Genomic DNA, 19,189 nt, shown 5'->3' with positions numbered 1-19,189 from the left:
CCTATCCAACAATGGCAACGACCTGGTGTGGAAGTCGGCGGGAGATGTGGCGCTGCCGCCATCGCAGCAGCTGGCGATTAACGTGGCGGATTATGGCGCGGTCGGCGACGGGGTGACCGACGACACCAACGCCATCCAGGCTGCGATAAACGCGGCGGTGGGCGGGGGTCTGGTGGAATTCCCGCGGGGGGTGTTTATGATCCGGGGGCTCAAGATTAGCAATAAAGGCACGGCGCTGTCGGGGGCGGCGCGGTTTGGGACGCGGCTGGTACGCTTGAGCGGCACGGCGCCGCTCATTGATATCAGCGGCACGGCGACCACGATTGGGCATTTGCGATATTGCTCGCTCACCAACTTGATGATCGACGGTGGCGGGTTGCCGGGGCTCTTGGTTCGTTCGTACTACGCTGATAACTTTATTTTCCGTGATCTTAATTTTATTCACTGCCAGGGTACAGCAGTGGACCTGGCGGAGGTCTGGGATACGCGCTTTGAAAGCTGCGCCTGGGAGGATTGTGGCAGCGCAAGCGCACCGGCTACGCTCCTGCGCAATAGTCTACCCGTGGGAAGCTTTGGATATAGCCTTGATAATACGAATCAGATCCACTTTGTAACGTGTCGCTGGGAGGGTTTTCGCAACGGAGCGTTGCGGCTCGATGGTGCGGCCAACGGATCGGCAAGCAAATTGAATGGCATTTTCATGGTGGCGTGCAAAATGGAATCGTCGGTGCTGGCCGGGGCGGCGTTTCAGATAGCGGACGGCTGCACAGTCGTCTATGTGAGTCAACTGTATATGGCGATGATGGCCTTTGATACTGGGTACAGCACGCCCATTAACGCCATTGAGGATTCGGGCACGCAAATCTTTATGACAAACGTGTACGTGCAATGGGGCTTCGCTACGGGGCTGGCGAACAGCCTGACGCATGTTCTGGGCGGCACTCCACACATGTATCACGAGGTCAGTACGTTTTACCCCACCGAAGACCCGGCACAAGCCACATTCTTCATTGAGCCGGCAGCCACCGAGGTGATGGTGGCGTGCATTTGGATCAACCGCGGCGAGGATATCATGGGCGAGGCCACCACGATGCTCGAAGGCGACCCGCATATGGGGCTGGAGCTGCCGATTCATGCACCGGCGTCGTTTCGCGTGACGGATCACGTCACGGGCAAAGACTTAGTGAAGGTGGATGCCAACTCCACGCGGCCGGCGCTGATAGTGCCCAACGGCGTGGATACGGCCGGGTTCTCCGATGCGTATGCGACCGAAAAGTGGCGCGTGGTGGGGGCTAGTGGGGCGGCACGGTTTGCGGCCGGGAAATTTCAGATCGAGGCCACGAAGGGGTATGTGGGGATAAATTCTACTCCGGTCACGAATATATCGATGCTGATCCGCGCGGCGGCCGACGGGGACAAGGGGCTGGCGATTGTGCGGCCCTCGAGCGTAGCAACGAATCGGCTGATGGAGTTTCAGGATGAGACGTACAACATCCAGGGATTGGCGATTGATTCGAACGGCCGGCCGTTGGGGGTGGGGACGCCGGCGCGCGTGACGGCGGGCGCGCAAGTGACGTACGCCAACCCCGGGATACAGGTGCGCGACATCGCCGGCAATATTTCGGCCGCGGTGCGGCCCTCCCCCACCGCGGCGGGGGTGATTTGCACAGTGGCGTTTTCGCGCGCGTTTCTGGCGACGCCGCTGAGCATTATGATTACCGATCACTCGGCGGTGGCGGCGGCGCTGTACGTGTCGGCACGCAGCACTACGGGGTTTACGATCTCTACGCGCGCGGCGCTGCAGGGCGGGTCGATTTTGAATTTTGACTATTCGGTGATCGGCTAAGGGCTGGCGACGACGCTCCACCATGGCAGCTTGCGGATGATGAGATTATCGACCGCCCAGCGCGCGGGTGTTGCCAGCCTCTCTAGCCCATAAAGGGCAAAGAAGACCATCGCGTAGACGATCCCGGCTCCGATGTCGGTCGAGGCGCTCGTGTAGGGGCCGCCAAATCCCTGAGGAATCGCCCAGATAAGCAGGCTCATGGCGGCGGCGCCAAGATAGATGGTTCGCCGGGCAAAGCCAGTAATCAACGCTATTGCTATCGCGCTCTCGAGGACCGCCACCAGGCTGGCAAAAGCCTGGGGCTGGCTGCCTAAAACTTGGCTCCAAAAATGAAACCATGGGCCCAACCAAGCCGGCTGGCCTTGGGCGCCACCGTTAACGGAATCGAGAAAGCTGCTCGCGAACGAAGGCATCCATTTCAGGGCGGCGTTGACGGCCCAAATGGCGCCAAACGCCAGGCGCAGGATGGCAACATGGGTTGCTAGTCGATTTTGGATAGGCTGGGTCATGGTTTATCTCCATTATGCTTATTTTGCGCGATACTGAGCCGCGGCAAAGTAGCTATCTGCGAGCATGTCGACGGTTTTCTCGGCCCGCAAGATATATTGCGGCAGGTATTTGCGCAGATGGGCGCGATAATGGGGCTGTTCTCGCACGAGCCTGTGCAACTGCTCGATAAGCTTGGCCGACGTGACGTCTTCGATCTTTATGACCCAGCGATCGAGTTTGAGGTCGTGCATAATGCCGCTGGTTTTGTGCTCGTACTCGATGGCTAGCACGGGTACGTAGGAGGTAAGCGAGAAGATCACAGAGTGGAAGCGCGTGCCGAGGAGGATATCGAGGTTGTCGTACAGGGCTTTGATGCGGTGGTGATCGGGTGTGCCATCGACGACGGTGGTGGCCGCGGGATGATGCATGAGGTCGCGCACTCGATGGCTGACCACGCGATCGTCGTCGCCTTTGTTGGCCGTGACCTGGGGGATGAATATGACATGCGCGGCCGAGGTTTCGAGGAGGTCGTCTAGGGCGGCCGCGACGGCGGCTTCGTAGGTGCGTTGGGCCTCCCCCTTTAGCCACGACCGTACCGTGACGCCCACCAACAGCCGGTCGGCTGGAATGTGATATTGGTTGCGAATATCTGCTTTGTGCGAGCTTGTGAGCAGAAAGCCGGAGTCGATGGCGCGTTTAACGTTGCGCGTGACGCCTAAATCTTTTAATAGGGCGGCGGAGGTGTCCTCGCGCAGGAGAATGAGCGTCATGCGCCGGAGCACAAAGGCCACCAATCGCTCGTCGAGCCGGCCGTGAAATGGGCCGATGGACTGCGAATACAGCACGGTGGGTTTGCGCAACAGGTAGCCAAACAGCAACGGATGGAGCAGCAGCGGGACATTGAAGCGCATCACGAGCCCCTGGCGGCTGCGGATGTAGCCACCGCCCACCGGCACGATGAGGTCGGCCTGCTCGTAGAGCCGAGCGATGTGGCGCAGATGCGGCGGCAAATAGCCGTGCCAGCCCGTGAGGCGATACCAGGCCGCCCACGCCAAAGTGGCGGCCATCATGGCGAGGGCGTAGGCGAGCTTGAGGAGCGGGTGGCGGTATCGATTGGCCACGTAATACATGAAGCTGGGTTTTTCGGGCACGCCCTCAAACCGCCCGCCCGGCTCGACGGATTCAAGCTTGAGGATGGTAAGAGTGGCGCTCGGGAATTTCCGCTTGAGGTCTTGGATTAAGACGCTGGTGAGCGCGGCGTCGCCCTTGTTGTCGCTGGAGTAGACGTGGGTGATGAGGATGGTTTTGGGCTGGGCGGTCATAGCTGCGCGTGGCGGCGACGGGTGTAGGCAAGGGCGCCGATGCCGGCTCCGGCGGCCAGTGCGCCGGCGAGGCCGCCGTACTCTGGCACGGAGATGACTTTGTGGAGATCGAGATTGATGAAGGTTCCGCCGAATGCCATCGCGTCGGTAGAGCCAAATTCATCGGCGGTTTTGGCCGACACGGTGATGCCCGAGCCATCGGGACACACGTCGGTGGAGTAGTCTATGATGAAGTGACCGAAGACATTGGTGGTGCCAAGGATGGGAGTTATCCCCCCGTGCGTATAGCAGTCTACGGTGACCGGCGCCTGGGGTACGGGTTGGCCGTCGGAGTCGTAAACGTAGCCTTCGAATTGGTACTGGGCCGCGGCATGGGCGGCGTGCGGTGCCAAACTTACGGCGATTACGGCTGCGATGAGGGATATTCCTGCTACTATCTTGTTCATTCTGGGGCCTGCCTTTCGTGGTGATGCTTATTGTTCTCGGTGAGCCACCTGGCGCCGGCGCATCATGGCAATTGCGCCAAAGCCTGCACTGTCGGCGAGCAAGCCGGCCAACCAGCTGTATTCGGGTATTGAGGTACGATGTTCGAGGTAAATATCGAAACGGTTGTTTTCGGCTAGATTGCCCGCGGATAGGCCGACCCATTCGAAGCTCGTGCCGGCGAATACCTGCGCGTAATGGCCGCGCGGGCACTGGGCCTCGGTGATGGTGACACGATAGTGGCCGGTAGCGTCGGTGGGTGCGCTATCGGCCACATGGTGGTGCTCTTCCATCCGGCCGCAGTACACTGAGACCACGACGCCAACTACCGGCTGGCGCTGCTTGATGACCGGGCCAGCGATGGTGCTGGTACCGGCGGCTTGGGTTGGCTGGGCGGCCAAGAGGGCTGCGGCGGAAACAGCGGCCAGAGATACTATTGACAGTGGCTTTTTCATAAGCTGACGTACCGGCGGCGCATTATGGCCATCGCACCAATCCCGGCGCTACCAGCTAGCAACCCGCCCAGCCAACCGTACTCCGGGACAACATTTTTGCGCACCAGACTAATATCTGTCACCGTCACCTTCTGAATCGTGTTGTAGTTGAAGCCGACATACCCGCTCAAGCCGACTGACTCAAACCGTACTTTCAGCTGCGAGCCAAGGGGGCAGAACGCTTCGGTCGCGAAGTGGGAATAGATGCCGCTGCCGTTGGTGACGGCGTGAGCCTGGAACCCCGTGCTCCAGCATTCGATGTCAACTTCGAGCCCGGGCATGGGGTGGCCCTGAATCGTGACGAGCCCGGTAAGCTGAACTGAATCGTTGACGGCGGCGTCGGCCGGCCGCGGCGCGAAGCTGGCTATTGCCACCGCTGCCGCCAAAAGGGTACTGGTTATTATGTTTGATTTTATTATTGTTCGTCGCTTCATTTGGTCCTACCTTTCGTAAAAATAATGATATTCCGAGCAGACGGGGTTAAGGACGCGCGCACTGGCGACGGGCGTAGGCGATGGCGCCAGCGCCGGCACCCCCGGCCATGAGGCCGCCGAGCCAGCCGTACTCGGGGATGGAAGTGTTTGCTCTGACGACAACATCGAGGTGCATGTGCGGGCTCCCGATGCTGGAGGCACTACCAAGGCGGGCGCCGGGGGCGCGGACGTCTACCTGGATGGTCCAGTCAACCTGGCATTGGTCCATATTGGAATGGTACGAACCGTCCACGTCCGATCTGGTGAGTTCTACTTCTACGCCACCGCAAACGATGTAAACGTCCGCGCCCTCAACGGGCTTACCGGTCTCGTCGTGCACGAAGCCCTGCACGTCGTAAACGGGATCAAACGTGGCGTGGGCCGGCTGCGGCGCAAATACGGCTGCGGTTAAGCCGAGGGTTATGAAAACGCCCAATATGCTTTTAGGCATGTGGGGCTGCCTTTCGTGGGCTGTATTGGGCCCGGCGGCGGGTGTAGGCAAGGGCGCCCAATCCAGTCCCACCCACTAGAATGCCGCCCAACCAGCCGTATTCGGGCACGGAGATGACGCTCGTGAGAACCATGTCGATGACGACCTCCGGCTGCGCGGCGGCCTCCCCCTCGGCTCGTTTTTGGTAGTCGGAGGTAAACCCAAAAACTCTGATACGAGTGCCAATGGGGCATTGATCGACGGTGAAGGTAATCTGATAGGCGCCGTCGACACCGGTAAGATGTTGGCCATACTTCGCGAAATGCCCGCAATCTCCGAGGACCTGTACTCCGGCGGCAGGCTGGCCGTGCTCGGTGACGACCCCGGATATTTTCACCTCGGCCGGAGTGGCAGCCCGGGCTGGGCTCGGCGCCAGACCAACTGCCGCCGCGGCAGCCAGCAGACTCAAGCTCGCGATGAATCGTTTCATGATTGACCTCCGAGAGGGGCTGTTTGGGCGGTGCGGCGGCGAGTGTAGGTGGCGTTTGCCAGACAGGGCGTCAAACTGACGGCTAGTAGTCCGGCTGCGAAGAACGTGGTTTTTATTACTTTCGTTATCATCATCCGAGCCTTCCATGCTTAATGGTTCTGCGCCGGTTCGGGACCGGGTATTTGCACGTTCACGGCGGCCGTCTTGAGCTTGGTGGTAATGCCCCGCACGGTACCCGAGGCGCGGCCGGGGCGGCTGCCGTTGGCGGCTACGACCGTAACCGACGATCCGGCTGGGCATTCCGCGGCCGTAAAGGTAACGAGATAGGCCCCCTTGGCGTCGGAATCGTCGAACTTTTGGAGCCCTTTGCACTCGACAAAGGTCGCGTTTCGCTGCCTCGGGACACCAAACTCCGTCACGATGCCGGTGATGTCGGTTTCGCCGGCCGGAGCAGTGGCGGCTCGGGCGGCCGTTACCCCCGTGACGGCCAGGGCTGCGGCGGCTAGGCTGATGATTATGATGGGCTTTTTCATAATGGGTTACCTTTCGCGATTACGTGTTTATGGTCAAGAGGCGCCGATGTCGTAATCAAATATTTGTAGGCTACGGCCCAAAAAACGGCGCTATAGAGCATGAAGAACACCATGCCGGCGTAGGTGTGGAACAGGCTGAAAGCAAGCTCGGGATTGATGTAGTAGCCTGCCAAGATGAGCCCGTAAACGCGCAGGATGTTGAGCCCAAACAGCGCCAGCAGCGCGAACGGAAAGATGGCGAAATAGCGGAAGCGATTGAGGCGGGCCCAATCGAGCAGCCCCACGATGGCGTAGAGGCCCGTAAAGAGTGCAATGGATTCTATACCGGAGCAATATTCGGCGACGGTGATGCCGAATTTGTCGAAGATGAGGCTGTTGGGCGGTACCATGACGGCGTGAAGGCCGCCTAGGGCGAGCAGACCTCGGACACAAAGGAGCACCACGGAGGCCAGCGGACGCCAGAGGGCGTAGACCGCCAGCAAAAATAGGTAAAATAAGGCGCCGAGAGCCAGCGAGGCCACGATCTCGCGCCGGTATATGGACCCTAGCGACCGGAGATTTTTTGCCCCCAGACAGCCAACGGCCAGCAAGGCGATGCCCAAGATGAGGCCGGCGTGGGCGAGCGCAATCGCCTGGACTTGATGTTGGCCAGCCAGCAAGCGGGCAATGTTTGCCCATGCCAAGGCCAATGCCGCCGCTGAGGCCACGATCCAACCAAGATCGGCGGGGCGCCATGGCTGCAACGCAACGAGGAGGCGGCGGCGGCGCACGAGCAACCCGAAGCTGATGAGACTAAAGAGCAGTGTCTTGCCGGCTCCGCCATACACGGCAAAGCCGCCGCTGAAGAGAATCCCGCCGCTAATAATGCGTGGCCCGATGGCTCCCGAGATGGCAACGAATAGCACCGAAAAAACTATCACCCGCTGAAGCAGCGGGTTGATAGTTTTTAGTCGGCGCACTGGCTCTAAAACCCTAGCGATGGCTACGCTTCAAAGTCTTGTTGGCGGCGGCGCATGTAGGCGAGCATGCCGATCCCGGCAGTACCGGCCATGAGCGATCCCAGTAGGCCAAACTCAGGGATTGAGACGTTCACAATAGCGAGATTGAGCTTCGTGGTGATTCCGGTAACCGTGCCGCTCGAGACACCGCTCTTGCCGCCCTTCTTGGCTACAACCTTGACGGTATCACCGAAAGCGCAGTCAGCCACGGGGAAAACTACGAGATACGAGCCATGGGCGTCCGTGGTGGTGTCGACCTGTGCGTTACCGTTACAGGTCACGGTAACTGTCGCACCGGCCACCGCTATGCTATTTTCGGTGATTACTCCGGTGACGTCGGTTTGAGGCGGGGTACCAGCTGCATGGGCGCCGCCCGATGCTGCACCTACCGACACGATTACGGCCGCTAATAATCCAGCCATTATTTTTTTCATTCTACGATCCTTGTTTAAGTTCTAATAGCGGTAGTGTATGGACTAGTGATTAACTCAGTCTGAATTCCTGGACATATCGCCAAAATCACTTTTGGGCCCCGTGGGACCGTTGATTCCGGCCCCACGTTTTTGCGCAAAAGTTCATAGCATCTTAATAAGTTCTCAGTATTTTTCTTTTATAGATAATTAATTATTTTTGATAATGAAAATCCTCTATATTGATGACAATCAGTTGCTTGTTGCCAGCGTAAGAAAGCTTCTTTATGCTCACTACGTAGTTGACTCCGTACACACGGGTCGTGAGGGCGTTGAAAGTGCCTGCGCAGTCCAGTACAGCCTCATTCTTCTCGATGTTGGGTTGCCGGACATGAGCGGGGTGGATGTCTGTCGTGAACTGCGTAGCCTGAAAATTACTGCTCCTATCCTCGTCCTAACGGTCGAGAAGGACCCCCTCACTTCGATCCAACTCCTTAATTGTGGTGCAGACGACTACCTAACAAAGCCATTTAACGGAGGGGTTTTAAAGGCGCACATTGCCGCGTTGTTGCGCCGAGGCACCGAACTACATGAGGAGAAAATTGTCGGCGTGAGTGATCTCACCGTTAATATTACCCGCCGCCATGTATCGCGCTCGGGTGTAACCATTCCGCTGCGCCGCAAAGAGTTTGATGTGCTCGAGTACTTGGTCGCGAATAAGGGCCGCGCGCTCACCCGGTCGATGATTCTGGAGCATGTGTGGGAAGCCGGCACCGAGGGATGGAACAACACTGTCGATGTTCATATCAAGAACCTTCGCGACAAGGTGGACCGTCCTTTTGGGGGATCGCTCATTAAAACCGCCTACGGTATTGGCTATATGGTTGATGACAAATAGTAAACGGAGCGTTTACGTTGCAATATGGTCATTCATGGCTACTAGGAAAGCATGTACCCACTGAATTACACGCTTCGTAATATCCAAGTGATTTGTAAAACCATGGTGGCTGGTAGCTACTTCGGGATAGGGGTGGTGTGGATTTGGCTGGCTGTGCGGGCGGGGCACGAAGTCTTCACCAGCCCCAAGGTGCTCGTGGGAATGGGTGTTTGTTGTCTGGCACTGCTCTATATTGCCGTGGCCCAGCTGCTGGCACGTCGCAATTATCATTATGCGGCGGCCTGCTTGATCATTTCGTTCTATATCTTGATAGCCACCGGGATCATCTGGACCTGGGGCTTAAATGCCCCGATTGGGGAACTTATTTTTGCGCTCGTTATTGTGCTTGCCGGCGTCTTGCTGACCTCGCGTCATTCGCTGTTTGCGGCGCTTGCAGCCGGTGCGGTCCTCATGGGGGCGCAAGTGGCGATTGTCTTTGGCTGGCACTCGCCCGATATTTCTTGGACGCGGCACCAATCAACTTTTGGCGACGTCCTGACATACTGCGTGGTGTTTGGCATGCTGGCGCTCGTATGTTGGCTCTACAACCGAGACATGGAACGCTCCCTGGACCAGGCGAAGCGGGCGGAGTCGGCTTTGTTGCTTCAAAAGAATACTCTCGAGCGGCAAGTCAAAAAACGCACGTCTCAGTTGCGCCATATGCAAGTAGAAGAAATGCGACATATGTATCGTTTTGCCGAACTGGGCCAGCTAGGAGTTGCCTTGCTGCACGATCTGGCCAACCATTTGACTGCCCTCAATCTTGAGATTGAGGATCTGCAAGACAAAGAGCACATGAGAACACTCGCCCGGGCCAAGGAAATACTGCTTTACCTCGAGGGCATCGTGGATAGCACGCGCGAACGGCTGCAGGGAAAGCCCAAGGAGCAAGCCTTCGACATGGTTCGGAAGATGACCGAAGTCGTGACGTTTTTGCATTACAAAGCCAAGGATGCTGGGGTTGCTATCGACTGGCGGCCTCCGGCTGGTTCGCGGGAGTACTTGGGTGACTCCAGCTGTTTCGGCCAGGTTATCGCAACCCTTGTGAGTAACGCGATTGACGCCTACCCCGATCCCGGTGCAGGGGCGATCTCCTCTCATGATCGGCGCGTCGATATATCGGCTCGGTGGGATGATACGCATATGAGCATTCACATAAGCGATTGGGGACGGGGCATTCCCAAGCTTGAGCGAAAGCAATTGTTCAAACCATTCCATAGCAGCAAGAAAACCGGTCTGGGTCTGGGCTTATTTATTGCAAAGCAGACGGTGGAAACAAGTTTTTCGGGTAGCCTTAGACTCAGTCCGCGCAGCGATCGTACGGAGTTTATCGTGAAGCTCCCGTTCAGGCATAAGCCGGAGCCGTTATAGAAACCGCCTTTGAACGTTGGCCGGTTTGGCCGCTCCCCCGTAGGCACTAGCGCCGTAGCCTCCCGAGATCGGCTTGGCTTTGCCGTCTGCTTCTGCCACGGCCTTTATGATGCCCGCAATGCCCGAGACGGCCACGACCGCTGCTCCGATGTGAGCCAGAAATTCCTTGCGGTCGACATCCTTTTTTAATAATTCGCGAACGGATTGGCTGATGTTCGTCATTGGTCTTTTGTCCTTAAATTTAGCTGATGAGAAGGTGGGGGCGAGGTTGGCCAGCTGGGGGCGCGTAGGTCGAGCAGGTTGGCGGGTGGGCGCGGCCTTGGCGCTGGTACCTGCCGCGTGAGATCCAGTACGCCCACTGCGCGGGAGGCCGCCACTGGCGCGGGCTCAGGCGCGAGCTCGACTGGGCCCTTCCTCGCCCGGTTGCGCAGCCAGATCACGAGAATGGTGCCCTGGTAAAGCAGGATCATCGGCAGCGCCATAATGGCCATATTAACGGCATCCGGCGTGGGCGTGATGATCGCCGCCGCTACAAAACTAGCCACGATGAAGATGCGCTGTTGCTTCATGAGGGTCCTCGGCGGCAAGGGCGTGACGTGATTAATAAACAGGAGTATCAGCGGGAGCTGGAAGATGGCCGCGAAACCAGCCAGGTAAATCATGACAAAGTTGAGATATTGATCGGTCGATACGAGGGCCTGGATTCGACCTCCGCCGAAATTGGACAAAAACTGAACGGCGGCCGGCAGGCAGACAAAATACGCAAACATAATCCCAGCCACTGCCAACGCCACGGAGCAGCCCAAAAGCTTCAGGATGCGGGCATGAAAGCCGTGCTTCATGACCGGCTCGATGAAACGCAGCAGATTATAGGTCACCACTGGAATGGCTACGAGAATGCCAAAAAATAGGCAAATCCGAATCAGAAAATCGAGACCGCCGGTCAACGATGAGTAGTACAACTTTTGGCCATAGGGCCGAAGCAGGATATCCATCAGCTGCTGATGCAACTGGTAGCCCGCGGCCGCGCCAATCGCCACCGTCCCCAGCGACCAGAATAACCGTCGACGGAGCTCATGCAGGTGCTCGATGAAGGGCTGCCGCCCGGATAAACTTGCAGGCATGGTGTCCCTACTTCGCCTTACGCTTGGCTGCCTCATCAGGCTTATCTGATCCTCCCTTGAGACCCAGGCGCAGTTCACGCACCCCCTCGCCCAGACTCCTCGACAGCTCGGGTAGTTTCTTGCCCCCGAACAACAGCAAGATGATCGCCAAAATTACTAATAGTTCTCCGACGCCAAGGTTGGGCATCCGTAACCTCACAAAGTTAATTGGGGTGACTATACCATAAGAAATTTAAAGAAATATGAAGTGGGGACGGAGGGTGCCAGCAATGCTTGCCCCGGGTATCATCATAAATTCATCTCGTTGGCTTATAAGTAGCATGCAAGTAATGTGCAAAGGGTCGTATGGAAAAATTACTAAAAACCAGGGTATGGCAAGCAATCGTAACCGTAATGACAGGAGGCATCCTAGCTGCGATCCCGCTCGCGAGCGCCGGTGCCAGTAGCTTAAGCACCACAACGCTCGCCACCAAGGGGCAAACTGGCGCGGGCGCCAATGAAGACATCCACAAAGCTCGGGCGCGCACCGTAAGTGCCGATGGCCGCGTAACGGTATTCTCGTCACCGTCGAGCAACCTAACGAGTGGCCCCCATAACGCCATGGAACAGGTATACGCTTACGATCGCATCACTCAAAAAACCATCCTCGTTAGTCGTAATGCGGCGGGCGAGCCGGCCTCGGGCGGTAGCTATGTGCCGACGATCTCGGCCGATGGTCGCTTCGTAGCCTATGCCACGACCGCGCGCGATGTGGCGCCTGGCCTGGACAAATTTTGCCTGGGGTCAGCCGACCCCTGCACCAACATAATCGTGCATGACCTGATAACAAAATATACTCAAGCCGTAAACGTTGACTCAGACGGTAAGCGGCGGCTTCCGGCCATCCAGACGGGCGTCGGCGGCCAGGCGCCGGTTATTACCCGCGACGGCAGGTATGTGACATTTCTGACCTACCATCGCACGGTAAACAATACGGATGGCTACCGCCTCGTTATACGAAACCTCGAAGGACGGACGACACGAGTGATTGAGCTCACCAATGCGGATGATCAGATTAGTGAGAGTGGTTTTTGGGACGCGACCATAAACGATACTGGTCGTTTTATTGCGTTTTCAACCGACGAACGGCTCACGCGCTTTGATTATAATGGTCAGCCCGATATTTATTTATACGATCTTTGGGACAACAATCTTATCTTCGTGACTAGTGGCCTATACGGTTTTGGCGCTAGCAATTCTACCCAACCGGTCATAAGCACGGATGGAAACTTCATCGTCTACGAATCGACCGCCCCGAACCTGGTGCCCGGTGACAACAATCACAAAGTGGATGTATTTCTCTATAACCGCGCGAAAGGCACTACTACGCTCGTTAGCAAATCGACCAAGGGGGCGCTCGGTACCGACAACAGCTTTGCCGCCGATATTAGTGGTGATGGCCAATATGTGGTTTACGCGTCCTACGCACCCAACTTGGTTCGGGCCGACACCACCAATATTGATGTCTTTTTGTACTACACCAACTTTGGTGCCACGCGCCTCATTAGCCGGGCATCGCACAATGGGGTACCGAGTGATAATCACAGCCTAGATCCCTCTATTAGCCAGAATGGCAAAGCGATAACGTTCTTGTCGAAAGCTCATAATTTAACGAGCGATACTATAGACCGGAATACCCTGTTTTCTAATCTGTTTATTGGCTTCGATGACGCCCGGCCGATTCCTTATTATGACCAGACGGACTTGCTTGAGTTGCTGTAGCGGCGTGGGCGATCATCTCCTTGAAAAGAATAGTTTTCATTAGATTACCTTGACAGTCATAGTATTATGACTTATATTGTTATTGGGGGGGGAATGGTGCTTTATTTAAGCGGTATTTAATGTAAACGCGGGATTCTATTTTTATAACGATCTAACTAAAAGGAAATATCATGAGCAAACAAACCAATTCACGTCAAACTTCTAGGAGCCGTCCTCAAGCCGTAACTGTCGTGGCGATAGTACAGGCTCTGATTGGGTTAGCTTTCTTGAGCATACCCATCATTGGCCTCATGTACGGCGCTCAAGTCCAGACGGCGGTGGACGCCGAGATGGTGCGACAGGGGCATTCGACTGCTCTTTTGACCCAGAACCATATCAGTTTCACCGAGAACGGCGCTGCCACCATCGTCCCTACCATCGTCGCCCTGATCATGATAACTCTGGCCTGGCTTAACCTCGCTGGAAAGCGAGCTGGCCTGATCCTGTCTTGGGTCCTTCAACCGCTCGTCCTGGCTGGCAACTTCCTGATCATGGCCAGCCAAGCAGCTGTTGTTTCGACGCTGGAGTCTGTATTCAAGAGCACAGGGGATGCGGCTCTGCAGAGCCTAAATGTGCAAAAGCTGGTCGATGCGGCCTTTAACGCCTACCCTAGCTGGGTATCTTCTCTGGTGAATGCGCGCAACGTTGTGGTGATCTTGGGTTCGATACTCATCCTCATTCTTCTCGCGATTCCTTCGACACGGGGCTATTTCCGCAAGGCTACGGCGGCAGCGAACTAGGCTTGGGCTTTAACGACTTGCATCTACCGATGAGGTGGAGCGGAAATAAAAAAGACTGACGTTAGGTCAGTCTTTTTTATGGCTGGGCAAAGAGGCCCCGTGAGTACAGATTTAGGAATGGATGTTAGACCTTATTGATGGCGCAGTGACCGCTTAACATTTTGGAATACTAGTCCATCGGCATCCGTGTACTCGTCGCCATCATTGGCGAAGCCGACCCTTGCGAGTAGTTTGGCGGAAGCGGTATTTTCGACCAAGTGTCTTGAGTGAAGATGTTGGTATTCGCCTTCTTTCTCCAATAGCTCGATAACCGCCTGCAGGGTGGCTTGGGCGAGGCCTTTTCCGCGCACATTTGGATCGCCGATCATAATGTGGATTGATGGAGACTTAAGGTATTTACTCGACTCAAGGTCAATCCAGGTTGCCCCGACTGTTTTGGTCCTGTAGTGCAGGTTCCACGTTCGCTGATTCGTGGATGTGATAAACTCTCGGATACGTTGCTCTTCAGCCTTTAGGGTTGACGGTTTGTTGTTTGTCTCGGTGCTACCCATGAGCCGAAGGGTCTCTTTGCCGGGTTCGCCCGCAAGCCACTCGACGCTGATGGCTGGGTCGCTTTTGATGTTAGGATTTGTGAGACTGAGATCGGGCATCGAGGTTTGGAGGCGTTTGATGCGATAATTTGAGCCGTCGGTATTGCGATCAAGGAAGCCTTGTTCGTAAAGCTCGCGCCTAAGAAGTGGCCAATCATTGAATGTATGCCATTGCTTGAGCAGCTCGTTAACTTCGGATTCAGTGTAGCTGGCCTTGAAGTCGAACTTGGTCGCCAAATAAGCCACCGCCAGTAATTTGTCGGAACGCCTAGACGGCCATTGCCGCAAGCGACCTTTGTCATCCAGAAATCTTTGCTCGGTGTGCATGCGACTATCATAACAAAAGGAAGATTGTGCTGGCTTGGTGGGCAAAATAAAAAGTTCCAGAAGATATTTTCTGGAACTTTTTGCGGCAGAACTCTAGCGGTTTTGTTCGGGTAGCTTTTGGTCCAATGCGGCCTTTTGTAGGATGGCGTAGTTCTTGGCTATGGCTTTGTAGGCTTCGCGTAGCCCCGGGTTATTGTCGGGCACGCGTTTTACGCCGTGCGGGGTCACGACAAAATGGCCACCATCCCCGCTCGCATCACCGATTACAATGATGACCTCTTGTGTGGCATTTACGTTGGACATAGGAACTCCTTTTGTTTTAGTTTTTTAACGGCTATAGCGTAGCACGGCGAGCCAGAGAAAACGTGTGGCATTGTTGCTTAATCCTGGCGACTAGTGCTCGGCAAGTTTGAAGTATTCGGGGTAGACAACCTTGCCCTTGGGTGCTAGTGCGGGGCTGTTGCCCGAAAGCGGTAGGGCCTGGCCCGCTTCCGCCGGCGCCCAGTCGGGTAGTGGGTATTCGATGTCTAGCTGATAGGAAGGCCGGAAACCGAACCGGGTGTAGTACTCGGGGCGGCCTTCGAGGACGATCAAGGATTCACCCCGCTCGTCAGCTCGGCGAATCGCTTCCCGGACCAGTTGTGAGCCAATACCTTGTTTGTGAAACTGGGGGTCGACTGCTAGGGGCGACAACGTCAGAATTTTGTGCCGCCGGCTGCCATCTTCGAGCGTGACATAGCTCTGCATGATATGCCCAATGATTTGGCCGTCGCGTTCGGCCACGAGCGAGAGCCCCGGCACGTAATTGTCCGAGGCCCGGATATGCCTGATTAGCTCGGCCACGCCCGGCCGCTTGAAGGCGCGGGTGACTACGTCGGCTATCCTGTCGAAGTCGGTGGTGGTTTCTGGACGGATGAGGATGTTCATAAGTGTCAGCGCCCTGATTATGACTCAAGCAGCCTCTTGATCGGATCAAAATAATATTCGCGCCAGTCGTCGATGTCTCTTTGCTCATCGTAGATGTGACCCGAATAAGCCAGGTGAACGAGAGTAGTGTTACCCTTCATCTCAAACGAGAATACGGCACGGTATTTTTCTTCTGGATGATCATGGCCGTACCAATCCTGCTCAAGTAGCTTCTCTGAAACGACCTTCGTATTAATACCGTGGATATCTCCGTTCCAGTAGCTGAATTCGCCGTCTTCGGTAGCATCAAATTTTGCGGGGCCAGCCCCCCATTGTTCGGCGCCTTCGGCTGTCGTGAGTGCCTGCCAGACTTTTTCTAAAGGAGCCTTGATGACATAGGTTTGTTCGATTTGCTTCATGCAGACGATTATATCAGAAACAGGTGCATTGGCTGGGGAGGAGAAAGATAGTCCAAACTTTAAAGTTAGCCCTCGACCTCAACCGTAAAACCACCATAAGCCATACGTGTCATATCGGCAGGCATAGGCTCGGCTGGGTGCTCCATTTCGCTCATTTCTGCCATGACTTTAGCGTTAACCTCATCGCGATGTTCTTTGGATTTAAAGACAATGAACGAAAACCAGACATCTTCGCCATCTTTCGCTCCCGCCATTTCGTTAAATGAGCGCGTAGCTTGGTCGCCCATTTTTTGCTGCGCGAGGTCGTTCGCCTTACACTCGTAATACGAAAGTGCGCCGTGCTTCATCCACGAATCACGGCCCATAGTAGCCATTTTTTTGTATTCGTCGGCTTTATCCGCCGGTACCACTAGTACGAAGCCATCTACATATTTGTCCATGCCTTGCCTCCTTATGCATTCGCAACGATACTATTTTAGCATCACGGGCATGGGGTCTGAAGAGCGAGAACTAAATTTTGGTCGTTCTACCTACCCAGCCTAAAACTTTTGCCTTTCGCCCCTTAGCAGTGTTCTCGAAGAGAAGCTAGATTTGATTATACGAGAAAGTATGCTATAATAAGTTTTGCCTCCTCGAGATTGGAGTAGCCATGTAAAGCTCATCCTTTGACCAACTTCCCTCTTTGGACTTAGAGAATGGAGCATAGCGGTGACCAAGACCTAAAGGAGCAAGCATGTTCGGACGGGGCCGACACCCAACACCTCCACCGGTTGATACCCGCTCGCGCGCAGAAATACGGCGGGACGAGGAGTTGGATAGGCAAGAAAGGGACTTCTACATGGGAGGCCCTAAAGCATGGTCTGAAGTCTTCTCCGATGAAGACTTCAACGCTACCGGTGGCAACTTCACGTTCGGGTTTCGCGTAGACCTGGCCAATGGGGTGAGGCGCGCGAAGAAGTACAAGGTCTGGCACGCGATGCACCTGACGCTCATAATACCCGAGTTTTACCCTGCGGCCGCCATAGCAGAGATGTTGAGGCTGGGGCTGGTTACCGGCACGAATATGGGGCTTGCGCTGACGAAACGGGGCAAGATATTTTGCCTCATGCTACACGAAGTAGTCTACCCATTCTATGAGTAGATGAACATGGGATAAGGAAGCCTCTTCCTTATCCACCATACGCCCCCACGAAGTTGGCAGCCGCCCTCCTTGTGGGGGCGATTTGCATTTGTGGAATAACGGAAACGACTGATGCGATCTAAATTGGTCGGCTTCTTATCTGTAAAATTCCTTGGCTGGGGCTAGTTAACGAAGTTAGAACCCTTTTAGCGATGGGTCCTGCCGGTCTTGCGACATAAACGACTGGCTGGAGTGATTGGCTTCCCACTCCTCTATCAACTCTGCTCGGCGTCTTAGCATCCAATCGCCGCCACTGTCATCGTCAACAGATGGCGATACTAGAGCCTCTCGCAATTGATTTCGAACAGCCATGAGCTGATCTGAGCCAGTAAGTCGATTGCCAAGTATATACTCGCGGACAATGCTTTCGTGGACATCGTCTTGACCGCCCCGGTTTGGGCGATCGTTCTCCTGATAATAGAGGTCTTGAGCTAGCATATCTTCCAAGATGAGTTCGGGAGTACGTCGTATGCCCGAATCTGGCACCTGGAGCACCTTTGAATATTCAGCCCACATGGCCCGGAAGCCTGTTTCGGAGTTATTACGGGATTCCTCATCAGTATCGCCGTGTCGGCGCGGTGGCAGTAATTCATCCACCTTATTATCGGCTGCATTCAAGGCGGTGGGCAATATGTCTTGGTGCCCGGCTTGTACATGCTGGTCGGCCAGAAGACTAAATAGTGGCGGTTGAATGGCTGTCTCTTTTTGTGAAAGACGAAAAGTTTGATAGAAGTCCCGCAATAAATCTCCGCTCAATTTACCAATCTCAGCTTGGTGCTCAAGCTCTTGACTCAATTGTGCGCCACTAAAATCGCTTCGATGCTCCGGTGTATTTAACTCTTCATTCATACTTTACAATTTTATACGAGATATATGCGGACAACAAAATAACGGCTCATCGAGCCGTTATTTTAAGCATAAGTGCAATGGCTGGGGATCATGTTGGAGGATCGAACCCCAACTCGTTTAGATGAACTTGTGGGATCTATTGGTCAGATGCGAGCACTGCTCGATGAGGATGATGAAGGAGCTACGACATGAATTCTTCTATAAACTTTGCAAGTCCATCGTGGTCGACAGAATCACAGACAACGTCCGCCTGCGACTTCAGTAATTCGGTCGCGTTTCCCATCGCCACTTTTTTGCCGACCCCACGAAACAGATGGACGTCGTTATTGCCATCGCCTACGCCAATAGTTTGTACCTTGGTGATGTCCAGCATTTTTAGCAGTTCGGCAATTGCATGTTCCTTGGTCGCTTCACGGTGTGTTACATGGATATCAAGGCCTTCGCCTGTCCAGGACAACACGCCAGCGGCAGTAATGTTAGGAACCTCGGCAAGTTCTTTGAGAATTGCTTGGCCGTCAGCTTCCGAGCATTGCATGATGTATATGACATTCACGCTTTCGGTAATGATGCGCCGTGCGGCAGGTGCACCCTGTCCCATCAGCTCATTACGGATGAGGACTTCGTAATGATGGGGCTTACAAATATCCAGAACAGCGGCGACATCTTTGTTATCAAGCGCGGCTTCCCACAAGATTTGACCGGTTTGCGGATTAACAATTTGTGTCCCCGCCGAGATAATGCACGGATCGGTCAAGTTAAGTCTGTCCAAAATGGGTTTTGCATTCGTAATAGGCCTACCAGTGGCCGCACAGAATCTCAGCCTTCCTTTTGCCTTAGCTATAGCCTTAACCAATCGATCCGAAGGAAGGCCGTTTGGAATGTTGGGAATTGCCGTGCCGTCGAGGTCGAAGATGAACGCTTGATATTGCATGAGTAAATTCTAACAGATAGACGATGGGCCAAAGTTCGGTCGTACTA

General features: G+C 55.2%; 26 protein-coding genes. 6 read left to right on the top strand and 20 right to left on the bottom strand.

Annotation, left to right across the window (positions count from 1 at the left end):
• Positions 1-70 precede the first annotated feature (70 nt).
• Positions 71-1,846 (top strand): glycosyl hydrolase family 28-related protein, encoded by a 1,776-nt coding sequence (locus tag VMT30_05120; GenBank protein HVQ44317.1) that lies wholly within the window; start codon positions 71-73, stop codon positions 1,844-1,846.
• Here the strand turns inward: VMT30_05120 and VMT30_05115 are convergent.
• The 10 genes from VMT30_05115 to VMT30_05070 form a co-directional block, all read right to left on the bottom strand.
• Positions 1,843-2,355: a hypothetical protein gene (locus VMT30_05115; protein HVQ44316.1), complete on the bottom strand. Its 513-nt coding sequence runs from the start codon at positions 2,353-2,355 to the stop codon at positions 1,843-1,845. The genes VMT30_05120 and VMT30_05115 overlap by 4 nt on opposite strands.
• 18 nt (positions 2,356-2,373) lie before the next feature.
• Positions 2,374-3,657 (bottom strand): polysaccharide pyruvyl transferase family protein, encoded by a 1,284-nt coding sequence (locus VMT30_05110; protein HVQ44315.1) that lies wholly within the window; start codon positions 3,655-3,657, stop codon positions 2,374-2,376.
• Positions 3,654-4,103, bottom strand: a complete 450-nt coding sequence (locus VMT30_05105) for a hypothetical protein (protein HVQ44314.1) — start codon at positions 4,101-4,103, stop codon at positions 3,654-3,656. Before VMT30_05105 ends, VMT30_05110 begins: the two co-directional genes overlap by 4 nt.
• A 27-nt stretch (positions 4,104-4,130) precedes the next feature.
• Positions 4,131-4,595: a hypothetical protein gene (locus VMT30_05100; GenBank protein HVQ44313.1), complete on the bottom strand. Its 465-nt coding sequence runs from the start codon at positions 4,593-4,595 to the stop codon at positions 4,131-4,133.
• A complete protein-coding gene (locus tag VMT30_05095) occupies positions 4,592-5,068 on the bottom strand; it encodes a hypothetical protein (protein HVQ44312.1) in 477 nt (158 codons plus the stop codon). Before VMT30_05095 ends, VMT30_05100 begins: the two co-directional genes overlap by 4 nt.
• 46 nt (positions 5,069-5,114) lie before the next feature.
• Positions 5,115-5,558 carry a hypothetical protein gene (locus VMT30_05090; GenBank protein ID HVQ44311.1) on the bottom strand — a complete coding sequence of 148 codons (444 nt, stop codon included), beginning with the start codon at positions 5,556-5,558 and terminating at the stop codon, positions 5,115-5,117.
• Positions 5,551-6,027, bottom strand: a complete 477-nt coding sequence (locus VMT30_05085; GenBank protein ID HVQ44310.1) for a hypothetical protein — start codon at positions 6,025-6,027, stop codon at positions 5,551-5,553. The genes VMT30_05090 and VMT30_05085 overlap by 8 nt, the downstream gene beginning before the upstream one ends.
• 149 nt (positions 6,028-6,176) lie before the next feature.
• Positions 6,177-6,560 (bottom strand): hypothetical protein, encoded by a 384-nt coding sequence (locus VMT30_05080; GenBank protein HVQ44309.1) that lies wholly within the window; start codon positions 6,558-6,560, stop codon positions 6,177-6,179.
• Complete coding sequence (locus tag VMT30_05075) at positions 6,557-7,465, bottom strand: archaeosortase/exosortase family protein (protein ID HVQ44308.1); 909 nt, start codon at positions 7,463-7,465, stop codon at positions 6,557-6,559. Before VMT30_05075 ends, VMT30_05080 begins: the two co-directional genes overlap by 4 nt.
• 77 nt (positions 7,466-7,542) lie before the next feature.
• Positions 7,543-7,980, bottom strand: coding sequence for a hypothetical protein (locus tag VMT30_05070; protein HVQ44307.1), 438 nt, complete (start codon positions 7,978-7,980; stop codon positions 7,543-7,545).
• 214 nt (positions 7,981-8,194) lie between these two features.
• On the opposite strand from VMT30_05070, the gene VMT30_05065 reads away from it, so the two are divergent.
• Positions 8,195-8,866, top strand: a complete 672-nt coding sequence (locus VMT30_05065; GenBank protein HVQ44306.1) for a response regulator transcription factor — start codon at positions 8,195-8,197, stop codon at positions 8,864-8,866.
• A gap of 51 nt (positions 8,867-8,917) precedes the next feature.
• Positions 8,918-10,276: an ATP-binding protein gene (locus VMT30_05060; protein HVQ44305.1), complete on the top strand. Its 1,359-nt coding sequence runs from the start codon at positions 8,918-8,920 to the stop codon at positions 10,274-10,276.
• Here VMT30_05060 and VMT30_05055 read toward each other — a convergent pair.
• From VMT30_05055 to tatA, 3 genes are read right to left on the bottom strand one after another with little or no spacing between them, the layout of a single operon-like run.
• Positions 10,271-10,498, bottom strand: a complete 228-nt coding sequence (locus VMT30_05055; protein HVQ44304.1) for a hypothetical protein — start codon at positions 10,496-10,498, stop codon at positions 10,271-10,273. The genes VMT30_05060 and VMT30_05055 overlap by 6 nt on opposite strands.
• Positions 10,495-11,400 carry a twin-arginine translocase subunit TatC gene (gene tatC / locus VMT30_05050; protein HVQ44303.1) on the bottom strand — a complete coding sequence of 302 codons (906 nt, stop codon included), beginning with the start codon at positions 11,398-11,400 and terminating at the stop codon, positions 10,495-10,497. Before tatC ends, VMT30_05055 begins: the two co-directional genes overlap by 4 nt.
• A 7-nt stretch (positions 11,401-11,407) precedes the next feature.
• Positions 11,408-11,587 (bottom strand): twin-arginine translocase TatA/TatE family subunit, encoded by a 180-nt coding sequence (tatA, locus tag VMT30_05045; protein HVQ44302.1) that lies wholly within the window; start codon positions 11,585-11,587, stop codon positions 11,408-11,410.
• A gap of 206 nt (positions 11,588-11,793) precedes the next feature.
• Here tatA and VMT30_05040 point away from each other — a divergent pair, with 206 nt between their 5' ends.
• Both VMT30_05040 and VMT30_05035 read left to right on the top strand, forming a co-directional pair.
• Complete coding sequence (locus VMT30_05040; GenBank protein ID HVQ44301.1) at positions 11,794-13,161, top strand: hypothetical protein; 1,368 nt, start codon at positions 11,794-11,796, stop codon at positions 13,159-13,161.
• A 170-nt stretch (positions 13,162-13,331) separates the two neighbouring features.
• Complete coding sequence (locus VMT30_05035; protein HVQ44300.1) at positions 13,332-13,940, top strand: hypothetical protein; 609 nt, start codon at positions 13,332-13,334, stop codon at positions 13,938-13,940.
• Positions 13,941-14,071: 131 nt separating this feature from the next.
• Here the strand turns inward: VMT30_05035 and VMT30_05030 are convergent, their stop codons facing one another.
• From VMT30_05030 to VMT30_05010, 5 genes are all read right to left on the bottom strand, one after another.
• Complete coding sequence (locus VMT30_05030; GenBank protein ID HVQ44299.1) at positions 14,072-14,857, bottom strand: GNAT family N-acetyltransferase; 786 nt, start codon at positions 14,855-14,857, stop codon at positions 14,072-14,074.
• A 93-nt stretch (positions 14,858-14,950) separates the two neighbouring features.
• A complete protein-coding gene (locus VMT30_05025; protein ID HVQ44298.1) occupies positions 14,951-15,160 on the bottom strand; it encodes a hypothetical protein in 210 nt (69 codons plus the stop codon).
• A 90-nt stretch (positions 15,161-15,250) separates the two neighbouring features.
• Positions 15,251-15,784 (bottom strand): N-acetyltransferase, encoded by a 534-nt coding sequence (locus tag VMT30_05020; GenBank protein HVQ44297.1) that lies wholly within the window; start codon positions 15,782-15,784, stop codon positions 15,251-15,253.
• Positions 15,785-15,801: 17 nt separating this feature from the next.
• Positions 15,802-16,182: an SRPBCC domain-containing protein gene (locus tag VMT30_05015; GenBank protein HVQ44296.1), complete on the bottom strand. Its 381-nt coding sequence runs from the start codon at positions 16,180-16,182 to the stop codon at positions 15,802-15,804.
• A gap of 65 nt (positions 16,183-16,247) precedes the next feature.
• Positions 16,248-16,622 (bottom strand): DUF1428 domain-containing protein, encoded by a 375-nt coding sequence (locus VMT30_05010; protein HVQ44295.1) that lies wholly within the window; start codon positions 16,620-16,622, stop codon positions 16,248-16,250.
• 293 nt (positions 16,623-16,915) lie between these two features.
• Here VMT30_05010 and VMT30_05005 point away from each other — a divergent pair, with 293 nt between their 5' ends.
• Complete coding sequence (locus tag VMT30_05005) at positions 16,916-17,323, top strand: hypothetical protein (protein HVQ44294.1); 408 nt, start codon at positions 16,916-16,918, stop codon at positions 17,321-17,323.
• A 174-nt stretch (positions 17,324-17,497) separates the two neighbouring features.
• On the opposite strand, the gene VMT30_05000 is transcribed toward VMT30_05005, so the two are convergent.
• Together VMT30_05000 and VMT30_04995 are read right to left on the bottom strand one after the other, a co-directional pair.
• Complete coding sequence (locus tag VMT30_05000) at positions 17,498-18,211, bottom strand: hypothetical protein (protein HVQ44293.1); 714 nt, start codon at positions 18,209-18,211, stop codon at positions 17,498-17,500.
• Between the two features lie 181 nt (positions 18,212-18,392).
• Positions 18,393-19,142: an HAD family hydrolase gene (locus VMT30_04995; protein ID HVQ44292.1), complete on the bottom strand. Its 750-nt coding sequence runs from the start codon at positions 19,140-19,142 to the stop codon at positions 18,393-18,395.
• Positions 19,143-19,189: the final 47 nt, after the last annotated feature.

It is taken from the genome of Candidatus Saccharimonadia bacterium, from assembly GCA_035544015.1.
Classification (GTDB): Bacteria; Patescibacteriota; Saccharimonadia; order UBA4664; family UBA4664; genus UBA5169.
This window is presented reverse-complemented; position numbering and strand designations above follow the sequence as displayed.